The following is a 12,886-nucleotide window of genomic DNA, read 5'->3' as shown; positions in this document are numbered from 1 at the left end:
GGAAAGAGGGGTATGAACTAGGTTAATACGTATTGTAATTGTGACGAGATTTCAAATACTACAAGTTGTGTGTTGAGGCGGGAAATACACAACGTATTGTTCAGTCCATGGACAAATGGATCGAGTTGGTCAAAGCCAACATGAAAGGCCGCAAGGTCACACAGGAAAAACTCGCCGAGCGTCTGGGCATGTCTCAGGGTGGTATCGGTCATTGGTTGAGCAAACGCCGTCAGCCAAAGATCGAAGACATGAACCGGGTGCTTGAAGAGATCGGCATGGGCTTTCTGGAAGTCGCCCTGGTGGTTCGCGAAAAGCCCATGCTGGGTGACGATGGCGAACCCCTGGTGAACGAGCCTTCACTGTTGCACAAGTACAATCCGTATTTCCGTTACCCGGTGAGCGATTGGCGGGTTGCAGGGGAAGTGCGTGAAGATGGCCAGTCAGCCTATGTGCCGGAGCGCTATGAGCTTTCCGATTATCAGGCTCAAGGCGCGGCGTTCTGGCTGGTGGTAGTGGGTGACGCAATGATCGCGCCCAGCGGCTTGAGCATCAGTCAGGACATGCTGATTCTGGTGGATCCGGCTATTACCGCCGAACCTGGAAAGTTGGTGGTCGTACAGTGTCCCGGTAATGCCGAGGCGATCTTTCGCAAGTGGGTGAAAGAGGGTAGTCAGCATTATCTGGTTCCCCTCAATCCCACCTATCCGAAGATGCTCTACAGCGATGAGTGCCGGGTTATTGGTGTAGTCGTACAAGCTACTGCGAAGTTTTAACTTCCTTGAAAAGCCCCTTCCTACAGTTAGGAAGGGGCTTTCTTATTGGTGGACTTATTCCAACTCCACCAATGCACTGCCTTCGCTGACCATTTCGCCTTCCTGGCAATACAGCGCCTTGATGACGCCTGCCTGGGGCGCGCGGATGCTGTGTTCCATCTTCATCGCCTCCAGCACCACCAGTTGCGCACCGGCTTCGACGCTTTGCCCGGCGCTGACTAGCACCCGCACGATGCTGCCGTTCATGGGCGCAGTAAGCCCGCCCTGTTGGCTGTGACTGGCATCGGCTGCGGCAATCGGGTCGTAAGCCGTGACGCTGTGCATCTCGCCCTGCCAGTGCAGGTAGAGGGTGTCGCCACGGCGGATGGCGCGATGTTCACGGCGCAGCCCCTGTTGCTCTACCCACAGGCGTTCACCTTGCAACTGGAAGGCCGGCGAGCGAGCGCCCAGGCTGATGGCCTGATCCTGTCCGGCACAGCTCAGGTGCAGGCTGGTCTGGGCCGGCAACGCGCTGCGCCAGCCATTGACTGCCGACCAGGGGGACTGCAGGTCGTCGCTGCGCACCCGCTCTGGCTGGCTTTGTGTGAATGCCTGTGCAGCTGCCTGCCAGAAGTCCGCGCCGAGTTCGCTGGGCGCTGGCAGTAATTGCTCCTGATAGCGTGGGATAAATCCGGTATCCAGTTGCGCCTCGGCGAACGCCGGATGGGCAACGATGCGCCGCAGGAACGCCAGGTTGGTTTTCAGGCCACCGATGGCGAACTCGTCGAGCATGTTCAACAGGCGCAGACGAGCCTGCTCGCGGTTCTCGCCCCAGGCGATCAGCTTGCCCAGCATAGGATCGTAGAAGGGCGACACGCTATCACCTTCCTCGACCCCGCTGTCCACCCGACGGCCCGGGCCGGCGGCGGATTCGCGATACAACTCCAGGCGCCCGGTCGCGGGAAGGAAGTCGTTGCCCGGATCTTCGGCATACAAGCGCACTTCAATGGCGTGCCCCAGCAGCGGGACCTGTTCCTGTCTGATGGGCAGGGCTTCACCCTGGGCCACGCGTATTTGCCAGGCCACCAGATCGAGCCCGGTGATGGCTTCGGTAACCGGGTGTTCCACCTGCAGCCTTGTATTCATTTCCATGAAGAAGAATTCACCGCGAGCATCGAGGAGAAATTCCACGGTGCCGGCGCCGACGTAGCCGATGGCCTGGGCCGCGCGCACAGCGGCTTCGCCCATGGCCTTGCGCAACTCGGGGCTGAGGCCGGGAGCGGGGGCTTCCTCGACCACCTTCTGGTGACGCCGCTGGATCGAGCAGTCGCGCTCGTTGAGGTACAGGCAGTTGCCGTGCTGGTCGGCGAACACCTGGATCTCCACGTGACGGGGCTTGAGCAGGTATTTTTCCACCAGCATCCGTGAATCGCCAAAGGACGATTGGGCTTCACGCTGGGCCGAAGCCAGGGCTTCGGCCAACTGGCTGACCTCCTCGACCACTTTCATGCCCTTGCCGCCGCCACCAGCGGTGGCTTTGAGCAGCACCGGGTAGCCGATGCGCTCGGCGGCACTGCGGAAGGTTTCCAGGTCCTGGGCTTCGCCGTGATAACCCGGCACCAGAGGAACGCCGGCGGTTTCCATCAGTGCCTTGGCCGCCGACTTGCTGCCCATGGCGTCAATGGCTGAGGCGGGCGGACCGAGAAAGATCAGGCCCGCCGCTTCGATGGCTCGGGCAAAACCGGCGTTTTCCGAGAGAAAGCCGTAACCGGGGTGGATGGCCTGGGCGCCGCTGGCCTTGGCCGCAGCGATCAGCTTGTCGATCTGCAAGTAGCTGTCGGCGGCCTTGCTACCCCCCAGGTCGACGCGGATATCTGCCTCGCGGCTGTGCCGGGCATTGCGGTCAGTGGCGCTGTGCACGGCCACGGTGGTCAGGCCCAAGGCCTTGGCGGTGCGCATCACGCGGCAAGCGATCTCGCCACGGTTGGCCACCAGCAAAGTGTCTAGAACAGGGGCGTTCATCAGCGGGACTCCTTGGTCGCGGTCTCGGACTGCCAACTGGGCGGGCGTTTTTCCAGGAAGGCCCGCAGGCCTTCCTGGCCTTCGGCGCTGACCCGAATCCGCGCGATAGCATTTTCGCAGTAGCGGCGCAGGGCCGTGGTGAGGGCGCCGTTGCCCACTTCTCGCAGCAGGTCCTTGCTGGCACGCATGGCCTGCGGGCTGTTGAGCAGCAGCTTGTCGATCCATTGGGTCACTTGCTGTTCCAGCTCGGCAGCCGGGTAACTCTCCGCCAGCAAGCCGATTTCCCGTGCCCGTTGGCCACCAAAGCGTTCCGCGGTGAGGGCATAACGTCGGGCGGCGCGCTCGCCAATGGCCTGGACCACAAAGGGACTGATGACCGCCGGCGCCAGGCCGATGCGTACTTCCGACAAGCAGAACTGGGCGTCGTCGGTACCGATTGCCATGTCGCAGCAACTGATCAGGCCCAGGGCGCCACCGAATGCTGCACCTTGCACCACGGCCAGGGTCGGGATCTTCAGCTTGGCCAGGTTGTACATCAACTCCGCCAGTTCCCGGGCATCGTCGAGGTTGGTCTGGTAGTCGAGTTCGGCGGACTGCTGCATCCAGGCCAGGTCGGCGCCGGCGCTGAAATGCTTGCCGCGTCCGCGCAGCAGCAGGAAACGCAGGCTCGGGTCGCCCTGCACCTGATCCAGGGCCAGGATCAGCTCGCGGATCATCTCGGCGTTGAAGGCGTTGTTCTTGGTTTCACGGCTGAGCCACAGGGTGGCGAAGCCACGAGGGTCATGCAGCAGTTCCAGGGTATTGAAGTCGCTCATGTTCTTCTCGCGCAGGATTACATGCGGAACACGCCGAAGCGGCTCTGTTCGATGGGGGCATTGAGGGCCGCGGACAGGGCCAGGGCCAGGACGTCACGGGTCTGTGCCGGGTCGATGACGCCGTCGTCCCACAGCCGCGCACTGGAGTAGTAAGGGTGCCCCTGGTGCTCGTACTGATCGAGGATCGGCTGTTTGATCTCGGCTTCCTGGGTGGCGTCGAAAGGGTGTCCGCCGCGTTCCGCCTGCTCGCGCTTGACCTGTACCAGCACCCCGGCCGCCTGTTCGGCACCCATCACGCCAATCCGCGCGTTGGGCCACATCCACAGAAAGCGTGGATCGTAGGCGCGGCCGCACATGCCGTAGTTACCGGCGCCGAAGCTGCCGCCGATGATCACGGTAAATTTCGGCACCTTGGCGCAGGCCACCGCAGTGACCAGCTTGGCGCCGTGCTTGGCGATGCCGCCTGCCTCGTATTTCTGGCCCACCATGAAGCCGGTGATGTTCTGCAGGAACAGCAGGGGAATCCCGCGCTGGCAGGCCAGTTCGATGAAGTGCGCGCCTTTTTGCGCGGCTTCGGCGAAGAGGATGCCGTTGTTGGCGAGGATGGCCACTGGGTAGCCATGCAGGTGGGCGAAGCCGCAGACCAAGGTGGTGCCGAACAGGGCCTTGAACTCATCGAACAACGAGCCGTCCACCAACCGGGCAATGACTTCGCGTACATCGAAGGGTTGCTTGGGATCGGCCGGCACCACGCCGTAAAGCTCTTCACGGGCATACAGCGGGGCGATCGGGGGGCGTTGCTGCAACTGGCCCTGTTTGTGCCAGTTGAGGTTGGCCACGCTGCGTCGGGCCAGGGCCAACGCATGTTCGTCGCTGTCGGCGTAGTGGTCGGCAACGCCGGAAATCTTGCAGTGCACGTCGGCACCGCCCAGCTCTTCGGCACTCACCACCTCGCCGGTAGCGGCTTTCACCAAGGGTGGGCCGGCGAGGAAGATGGTGGCCTGTTCACGGACCATGATGGCTTCGTCGGCCATGGCCGGCACGTAGGCGCCGCCGGCGGTGCAGGAACCCATGACCACGGCGATCTGCGGGATACCCTGAGCGCTCATGTTGGCCTGGTTGAAGAAGATCCGGCCGAAGTGCTCGCGGTCCGGGAATACTTCGTCCTGGCGGGGCAGGTTGGCGCCGCCGGAATCCACCAGGTAGATGCAGGGCAGGCGGTTCTGTTGGGCGATGGTCTGGGCCCGCAGGTGTTTTTTTACCGTCAGCGGGTAGTAGGAGCCGCCTTTCACCGTGGCGTCGTTGGCCACAATCATGCATTCGATGCCTTCTACCCGGCCGATGCCGGCAATCACGCCGGCGGCGGGCACGTCTTCGCCATAGACCTCGTAGGCGGCCAGGGGGCTGACTTCGAGAAATGGCGAGCCAGGGTCGAGCAGGCGGTTGATGCGTTCTCGAGGCAGCAGTTTGCCCCGGGACGTGTGGCGTTCCTGGGCCTTGGCGCCGCCGCCTTGCTGGATCTGGGCGAGCAGGGTGTGCAAGGCGTCGACCTGGGCCAGCATGCTGGCAGCGTTCTGCGCGAATTCGGGTGATTTAGGGTTGAGCTGAGACTTCAGAATCATCGGTGCTCCCAGCGCAGCTCGAAGCCATAAGCTTCAAGCTGCAAGAGTAAGTCGGTGTTACGGCAGTTGTGGCTTGCCGCTTGTAGCTCGCAACTTGCGGCTGTTCTTACTTGGTTTCGTTGAACAGTTCGCGACCGATCAGCATGCGGCGGATCTCGCTGGTGCCGGCGCCGATTTCGTAGAGTTTGGCGTCACGCAGCAGGCGGCCCGCGGGGAATTCGTTGATGTAGCCGTTGCCTCCCAGAATCTGGATCGCATCCAGGGCCATCTGGGTCGCGCGCTCGGCGCTGTAGAGAATCACCCCGGCGGCGTCCTTGCGGGTGGTTTCGCCACGCTCACAGGCCTGGGCCACGGCATACAGGTAGGCGCGACTGGCGTTGAGCTGGGTGTACATGTCGGCGATCTTGCCCTGGATCAGCTGGAACTCGCCGATGCTTTGGCCGAACTGCTTGCGGTCGTGGATGTAGGGCACGACCAGGTCCATGCAGGCCTGCATGATCCCGGTCGGGCCGCCGGAGAGCACCACGCGCTCGTAGTCCAGGCCGCTCATCAGCACTCTGACTCCGCCGTTGAGCACGCCAAGGATGTTTTCTTCCGGGACTTCGACGTCATCAAAGAACAGCTCACAGGTGTTGGAGCCGCGCATGCCCAGCTTGTCGAACTTGTTGCTGCGGCTGAAGCCTTTCCAGTCACGCTCGACGATGAATGCGGTAATGCCGTGGGGGCCCTTTTCCAGGTCGGTCTTGGCGTAGATCACATAGGTGTTGGCGTCGGGGCCGTTGGTGATCCAGGTCTTGCTGCCGTTGAGTACGAAGTGGTCACCGCGCTTGTCGGCGCGCAGCTTCATCGACACCACATCGGAACCGGCATTGGGTTCGCTCATGGCCAGGGCGCCAATGTGTTCACCGCTGATCAGCTTGGGCAGGTATTTGCTCTTCTGTTCATGGTTGCCGTTGCGGTTGATCTGGTTCACGCAGAGGTTGGAATGGGCACCATAGGACAGGGCCACCGAGGCCGATCCGCGGCTGATCTCTTCCATGGCCACTACGTGGGCCAGGTAACCCAGCCCGGCGCCGCCGTATTCTTCCGCTACGGTAATGCCCAGGAGGCCCATGTCGCCGAACTTGCGCCACATGTCGGCGGGGAACAGGTTGTCGACATCGATCTGTGCCGCCCGAGGTGCCAGCTCCGCCCTGACGAAGGCCTGGACCTGTTGGCGCAGCATGTCGATGGTTTCACCGAGGGCGAAGTTCAGGGTCGGGTAACTCATGGCGGGGCACCTTCAAACTTGTTTTTATTGAGGGAATAGGCGGAAGAGAACGGGCTGTCGGGCTCTCACCTTTACGTTAACGTAAACCTGCGACCGATGGCTGTCAATCGCCCTTTACGTAAACGTCAACTTGCGCCAGAGTAGCAGGGCTTTCGATTGGAGCCAGGCTCTTTCGCACCATCGGCCAGGCTCCTGAACACCCACTAATAAAGACAATAGGGGTCGTCATGGAACACTCGGGTTTCCAGCCGGATCGCAGTTACACCCGTGGTATGCAAGACAAGCCATTGCTGGCGCTGACCATCGGCCAGGCCTTCGACAACACCGTCGCTGCCTATCCCCAGGGTGAAGCCCTGGTGGTGCGTCATCAGCAGTTGCGCTACAGCTGGCAGCAACTGCGTGAGGCCGTCGACTTGCATGCCAGGGCGCTGCTGGCCCTGGGTCTCAAGACGGGTGATCGTCTGGGGATCTGGGCCCCCAACTGCGCCCAGTGGTGCATCGCCCAATTCGCCAGTGCCAAGATCGGCGCGATTCTGGTGAACATCAATCCGGCCTATCGCAGTTCCGAGCTGGAATATGTGCTCAAGCAATCCGGCTGTCAGTGGCTGATCTGTGCCGGGGCGTTCAAGACTTCCGACTATCACGGCATGCTGCAGGGGCTGATCCCCGAATTGGCGGAGCAATCCATCGGTCAACTGCATTGCGAGCGCCTGCCCGAGTTGCGTGGGGTGATCAGTCTGGATGCTCAGCCCCCATCCGGTTTTCTGCCCTGGTCGCAACTGACGGCCCTTGCCGCTGGAGCTACCGCCGAGCAATTGCAGGTGCGCCAGGACAGCCTGGATTTCGATCAGCCGGTGAATATCCAGTACACCTCCGGCACCACCGGTTTCCCCAAGGGCGCGACCCTGAGTCACTACAACATCCTCAATAACGGTTACATGGTGGGGGAGAGCCTGGGCCTCACCGCGGCAGATCGGCTGGTGATCCCGGTGCCGCTGTATCACTGCTTCGGCATGGTCATGGGCAACCTGGGCTGCATCACCCACGGCACCACCATGATCTACCCCAACGATGCCTTCGACCCGTTGCTGACGCTGAGCGCCGTGGCCGAGGAGCGGGCTAGCGGCTTGTATGGTGTACCCACCATGTTCATCGCCATGCTCGACCAGCCAAGGCGCGGCGAGTTTGATCTGTCGAGCCTGCGCACCGGGATCATGGCTGGTGCCACGTGTCCGATCGAGGTGATGCGCCGGGTCATCAGCGAGATGCACATGAGCGAGGTGCAGATCGCCTACGGGATGACGGAGACCAGTCCGGTATCGTTGCAGACCGGTCCTGCCGACGATCTGGAGTTGCGCGTCACCACAGTGGGTCGGACCCAGCCGCATCTGGAGAGCAAGATCATCGACGAGGCCGGCAATCTGGTGCCCCGGGGCACCATCGGTGAACTCTGCACCCGGGGTTACAGCGTCATGCTCGGTTACTGGAACAACCCCCAGGGCACCAGCGAATCTATCGATCAGGCCGGCTGGATGCACACCGGTGACCTGGCCACCATGAACGAGCAGGGGTACGTGTGCATCGCCGGGCGCAACAAGGACATGATCATCCGCGGTGGCGAGAATATTTACCCGCGGGAGCTGGAAGAGTTCTTCTTCACTCATCCAGCGGTGGCCGATGTGCAGGTGATCGGCATTCCCTGTGCCAGGTACGGCGAGGAGATTGTCGCCTGGATCAAGTTCCACCCTGGGCAATGCGCCAATGAGCTGGAACTGCAAGCCTGGTGCAAGGAGCGCATCGCCCACTTCAAGACGCCGCGCTACTTCAAGTTCGTCGAGGAGTTTCCGATGACGGTGACCGGCAAGATCCAGAAATTCCGCATGCGCGAAATCAGCATTGAGGAGCTGCGCGAGCAGGTGGGCAGAGTGTGAGCATTGCTGGAGCGTGCATCGGGACGGGGGCACGCTTTATGGGCGAGAAGGGCAGGCCAAAGCCGAATCGCAGAAAGCACAAAGGGGAGCCGAAGCTCCCCTTTAATTTGTCGTTGCGTGCTCTTTTTTTATTATTGAGGGGCGGTCTATTGTTGTTTTTGGCAACCGTGGCCCTTTACTGCTGTTTTTGGCGATCCCCATCCGGGATCAAGAGCAAACGTATTTTTTTGAGCGCTGATCTAACGTGTCGCCAGGGCGATCCAACCAGTTCGGGAGCTACCTCAGGGTAGTTTTATTGTTCTCTGACCGGTTGCGGGTGGCTCTTGCAAGCCCTCCTGCACATTACATCCTCTCCAAAAAAATCTGTTAGCTGCGTCTCTGCCGTGTTGTTTTTGTTATGTCAGAGTCGTTACGTCTTATTCTTATTAGGTTTGCTGCTTTTTATTCTTGTTATGCCATAGAGATAGCAGAAGCCGTGCCAACTTTTTAAAATCCTTTAAATTCAACGACTTGATGTTTTTGTAGGACAATCTGTATCGCAAGAAAATCGACAAACTGTTTCCGTGTTACTCGTTCCCGCCGCCGTTTAGAGCGGCCGGTAACACCCGGCCGCACATTGGCTCACCCGGCGTTACGTGCCTTGGCCACACGAGAACCGCTGGGGCGTCCCAGTACCGTGCAGATCTGCCGGCCAGCGTCGATCAGGCGATCCATGTCGATACCGGTGTGAATGCCCAGGCCGTTGAGCAGGTACAGCACATCCTCAGTGGCGACGTTACCGCTGGCGCCCTTGGCATAGGGGCAGCCGCCGAGGCCGGCGATCGAACTGTCGAACACCGCGATGCCCTCCAGCAGGCTGGCGTAGACGTTGGCCAAGGCTTGGCCATAGGTGTCGTGGAAGTGGCCGGCGAGCTTCTCCCGTGGCACCTGGGCGCCCACCACTTCGAACATTCTGCGGGTGGCGCCGGCGGTGCCAGTGCCGATGGTGTCGCCCAGGGACACTTCGTAGCAGCCCATGGCGTACAGCTCACGGGCCACCAGGGCCACTTGCTCCGGGGCTACCTCACCTTCGTAAGGGCAGCCCAGCACACAGGACACATACCCGCGCACGCTGACGCCGTTCTGTTTGGCGGCTTCCATGATCGGCACGAAGCGCTGCAGGCTTTCGCTGATGGAACAGTTGATGTTGCGTTGGGAGAAGGACTCCGACGCGGCGGCGAACACTGCGACTTCCTTGACCCCCGCCGCCAGCGCGTCCTCGAAGCCCCGCAGGTTCGGCGCCAGCGCGCCATAGACCACCCCCGGCTTGCACTGAATGCGGGCGAAGACCTCGGCCGAGCCGGCCATCTGCGGCACCCACTTGGGCGAGACGAAACTGCCGACTTCTATATAGCCCAGGCCTGCCGCCGTCAGGGCATCGACCAACTGCACCTTGTCTTCGACGCTGATGGGCTGGGCTTCGTTCTGCAGACCGTCGCGGGGGCCGACTTCGATCAGGCGTACATGGCTGGGGAGTGACATTCAGGTTCACCTTCTATGAGGGATGGCGGATGCCGGCGCGAGCGGCGCAGGTGTCCCAAGGATTATTGTGCGGTGCTTTTCTGGTTCTGGATGGTTTGTTCCAGTGCCTGGGTGCAGCGCTCTTCGGCGGTGTCCAGTTCCAGCTTCATCTGTTCAATGTCGAGCAACTGCTGTTCGAGCTGCTCACGCCGCTCGCCGATTTTCGCCAGCATGCTGTGCAACTGCTTCAGGTTGCCGCTGCTGGGGTCGTAGAGCTCGATGAGTTCACGGCATTCGGCCAGGGAAAAGCCGATGCGCTTGCCCCGCAGGATCAGCTTCAGGCTGACCTTGTCCCGGGGAGAGTAGATGCGTTCCTGACCGCGACGCTCAGGGGCCAGCAGGCCCTGTTCTTCATAGAAGCGTATGGCCCGGGTGGTGATGTCGAGCTCGCGGGCGAGGTCGGAGATGCTGTAGGTCTGGCTGCTCATGGAGGCGCTCAAGGTGGGACTTGGCGCTAAGCTAAAGGCAGGTTTACGTATACGTCAAGCAATCCGAGTCGATCCCGTTCGCCGGCAAACCGGCTCCTACAGAGAGGGCTTGCCGGCGAAGGGGTCAGGCTGTTTGCTGGTCGAGCTTCTTTTCGTAGGCGGTAACCTGTTGGCACAGCTCGATCATCTGCTCGCGCATCCAACGGTTGGCCGGGTCCTGGTCGGTGCTTTCGTGCCAATAGAGGTGGGTTTCCACCGGTGGCACATCATTGACCGGCAGATTGAAGGCATGCAGTTCATGGCGTCGGGCAAAACGTTCCGGCACCGTCATGACCATGTCGGTCTGTTGCAGGACTTGCGAGGCCATCAGGTAGTGCTGGGAGCGCAGGGCAATCTTGCGCTGGATGCCCATCTTGCCCAGCGCCAGGTCGACATGGCCCAGGCCGCTGCGGCGGCTGGAAATATGGATGTGGGTCAGGGACAGGTAGTCGTCCAGGGTAAACTTTTCCTTGCCCGCCAGGGGATGGCCCTTGCGCATGGCACACACGTAACGGTCTTCCATGAGCTTGACGTGGCGCACCTGAGGGTCGGTGTTGAGGGGGGCATCCACGGCAAAGTCCAGACGTCCGGCCGCCAGTTCCTTGGTGGTCTCCCGGCGCTTGGAGAGGAAACTCTCGATGATCACCGCTGGCGCCAGGCGGCGCAGGCGCTGGAACAGTGGCGGCAGGATTACCGCCTCGGTCAGGTCGGTCATGCTGATGCGATAGGTCTTGACCGCTTGCAGGGGGTTGAAGATGCGGCTTTCCTGCACCGAAACCCGTAGCAGCGACAGCGCGTTGCGCACCGGGCCGATGATGTTTTGCGCCATGGGCGTGGGCACCATGCCCTGGGCGGTCCTGACGAACAGCGGATCGTTGAAGGTCTCGCGCAGACGCGCCAGCGCGTTGGACACGGCCGGTTGGGTGATGCCGACGATCTGCCCGGCGCGGGTCAGGTTGGCTTCGGTGTAGATCGCGTCGAAAACGATGAAGAGGTTGAGGTCGACCTTGCTCAGATTCATGGCGCTGCACTCTTATTGTTAGGGCCTGTGAGGGAGGCTCGGAAGCCTTTCGGATCAGCCGATCATATATCGGTGATGAATGTTAATACACGCCGAGAATAGGCTAGGTAAATTTTCGTAGCTGATCTAGCATCGATTTCAGTCCCCAAACACCCGTTCTTCACAAAGGTAGAACTGCCCATGGAATTCGCCTATTCCCCCAAGGTTCAGGAACTGCGTGAGCGCGTCACCGCGTTCATGGATGCCTATGTTTATCCGGCTGAAGCGGTCTTCGAGCGTCAGGTTGCCGAAGGCGATCGCTGGCAGCCGACCGCCATCATGGAAGAGCTGAAACTCAAGGCCAAGGCTGAAGGGCTGTGGAATTTGTTTCTGCCTGAGTCGGAACTGGGTGCCGGCCTGACCAACCTTGAATATGCTCCATTGGCGGAGATCATGGGCCGTTCGCTGCTGGGCCCCGAGCCGTTCAACTGCTCGGCGCCGGATACCGGCAACATGGAAGTGCTGGTGCGTTATGCCAGCGAAGAACAGAAGCAGCGCTGGCTGGAGCCGCTGCTGCGGGGCGAGATCCGCTCCGCATTCGCCATGACCGAGCCGGATGTGGCTTCGTCCGACGCCACCAATATGGCGGCCCGCGCGGTACGCGATGGCGACCAGTGGGTCATCAACGGCAAGAAGTGGTGGACCTCGGGCGCCTGTGACCCGCGTTGCAAGATCCTGATCTTCATGGGCCTGAGCAACCCGGATGCGCCGCGTCACCAGCAGCACTCGATGATCCTGGTGCCGGTGGATACCCCTGGGGTGAAAATCGTTCGTCCACTGCCGGTGTTCGGCTACGACGATGCGCCTCATGGTCACGCCGAAGTGCTGTTCGACAACGTTCGAGTGCCTTATGAGAACGTGCTGCTGGGAGAGGGACGTGGTTTCGAGATTGCCCAGGGCCGTCTTGGCCCGGGCCGCATTCACCACTGCATGCGCTCCATTGGCATGGCCGAGCGAGCCCTGGAGTTGATGTGCAAGCGCGCGGTGAATCGCACCGCGTTCGGCAAGCCGCTGGCTCGCCTGGGTGGCAACATCGACAAGATCGCCGACTCGCGGATGGAGATCGACATGGCTCGGCTGCTGACCCTCAAGGCGGCCTACATGATGGACACCGTGGGTAACAAGGTGGCCAAGAGCGAGATTGCCCAGATCAAGGTGGTGGCGCCGAACGTGGCCCTGCGGGTGATCGATCGGGCGATCCAGATTCACGGTGGGGCCGGGGTATCCAATGACTTCCCTCTGGCCTACATGTACGCCATGCAGCGCACCTTGCGCCTGGCGGACGGCCCGGATGAAGTGCACCGCGCGGCCATCGGCAAGTACGAAATCGGCAAGTATGTGCCGAAGGAAATGCTGCGCAGCGGCCATTGATGGTCATGCAGCCGGC

At 61.3% G+C, this 12,886-nt stretch carries 10 protein-coding genes; 3 read left to right on the top strand and 7 right to left on the bottom strand.

Going from position 1 to position 12,886, the window contains the following annotated elements; genetic code table 11:
• Positions 1–107: 107 nt before the first annotated feature.
• Positions 108–773 carry a LexA family protein gene (locus FW796_RS18680; RefSeq protein ID WP_346635113.1) on the top strand — a complete coding sequence of 222 codons (666 nt, stop codon included), beginning with the start codon at positions 108–110 and terminating at the stop codon, positions 771–773.
• Between the two features lie 54 nt (positions 774–827).
• Here FW796_RS18680 and FW796_RS18675 read toward each other — a convergent pair whose 3' ends face one another.
• The 4 genes from FW796_RS18675 to FW796_RS18660 all read right to left on the bottom strand — a co-directional run bounded on the left by FW796_RS18675 (position 828) and on the right by FW796_RS18660 (position 6,481).
• Positions 828–2,774: an acetyl/propionyl/methylcrotonyl-CoA carboxylase subunit alpha gene (locus FW796_RS18675; protein WP_446439744.1), complete on the bottom strand. Its 1,947-nt coding sequence runs from the start codon at positions 2,772–2,774 to the stop codon at positions 828–830.
• The gene (locus FW796_RS18670) at positions 2,774–3,589 is read right to left on the bottom strand and encodes a gamma-carboxygeranoyl-CoA hydratase (RefSeq protein WP_446439743.1); all 816 of its coding nucleotides are present in this window, start codon (positions 3,587–3,589) and stop codon (positions 2,774–2,776) included. Before FW796_RS18670 ends, FW796_RS18675 begins: the two co-directional genes overlap by 1 nt.
• Positions 3,590–3,606: 17 nt before the next feature.
• Entirely contained in the window at positions 3,607–5,211 is a 1,605-nt protein-coding gene (locus tag FW796_RS18665; RefSeq protein ID WP_446439742.1) for a carboxyl transferase domain-containing protein, read from the bottom strand.
• 106 nt (positions 5,212–5,317) lie between these two features.
• Positions 5,318–6,481: an isovaleryl-CoA dehydrogenase gene (locus FW796_RS18660; protein ID WP_346635109.1), complete on the bottom strand. Its 1,164-nt coding sequence runs from the start codon at positions 6,479–6,481 to the stop codon at positions 5,318–5,320.
• Positions 6,482–6,708: 227 nt separating this feature from the next.
• Here FW796_RS18660 and FW796_RS18655 point away from each other — a divergent pair, with 227 nt between their 5' ends.
• Positions 6,709–8,412, top strand: a complete 1,704-nt coding sequence (locus tag FW796_RS18655) for an AMP-binding protein (protein ID WP_346635108.1) — start codon at positions 6,709–6,711, stop codon at positions 8,410–8,412.
• A gap of 621 nt (positions 8,413–9,033) precedes the next feature.
• Here FW796_RS18655 and FW796_RS18650 read toward each other — a convergent pair.
• The 3 genes from FW796_RS18650 to FW796_RS18640 all read right to left on the bottom strand — a co-directional run bounded on the left by FW796_RS18650 (position 9,034) and on the right by FW796_RS18640 (position 11,460).
• On the bottom strand, positions 9,034–9,933 hold the full coding sequence (locus tag FW796_RS18650; RefSeq protein WP_346635107.1) for a hydroxymethylglutaryl-CoA lyase: 900 nt from the start codon (positions 9,931–9,933) through the stop codon (positions 9,034–9,036).
• Positions 9,934–9,995: 62 nt separating this feature from the next.
• A complete protein-coding gene (locus tag FW796_RS18645) occupies positions 9,996–10,400 on the bottom strand; it encodes a MerR family transcriptional regulator (protein WP_102864696.1) in 405 nt (134 codons plus the stop codon).
• Between the two features lie 124 nt (positions 10,401–10,524).
• Entirely contained in the window at positions 10,525–11,460 is a 936-nt protein-coding gene (locus FW796_RS18640; RefSeq protein WP_221811545.1) for a LysR family transcriptional regulator, read from the bottom strand.
• A gap of 180 nt (positions 11,461–11,640) precedes the next feature.
• Between FW796_RS18640 and FW796_RS18635 the strand changes: the two genes are divergently transcribed.
• Positions 11,641–12,870, top strand: coding sequence for an acyl-CoA dehydrogenase (locus FW796_RS18635; protein WP_346635106.1), 1,230 nt, complete (start codon positions 11,641–11,643; stop codon positions 12,868–12,870).
• Positions 12,871–12,886 lie beyond the last annotated feature (16 nt).

Source organism: Pseudomonas sp. 910_21 (assembly GCF_052850735.1).
The sequence above is the reverse complement of the archived record's forward strand: the minus strand, read 5'-3'. Positions and strand labels throughout refer to the sequence as shown.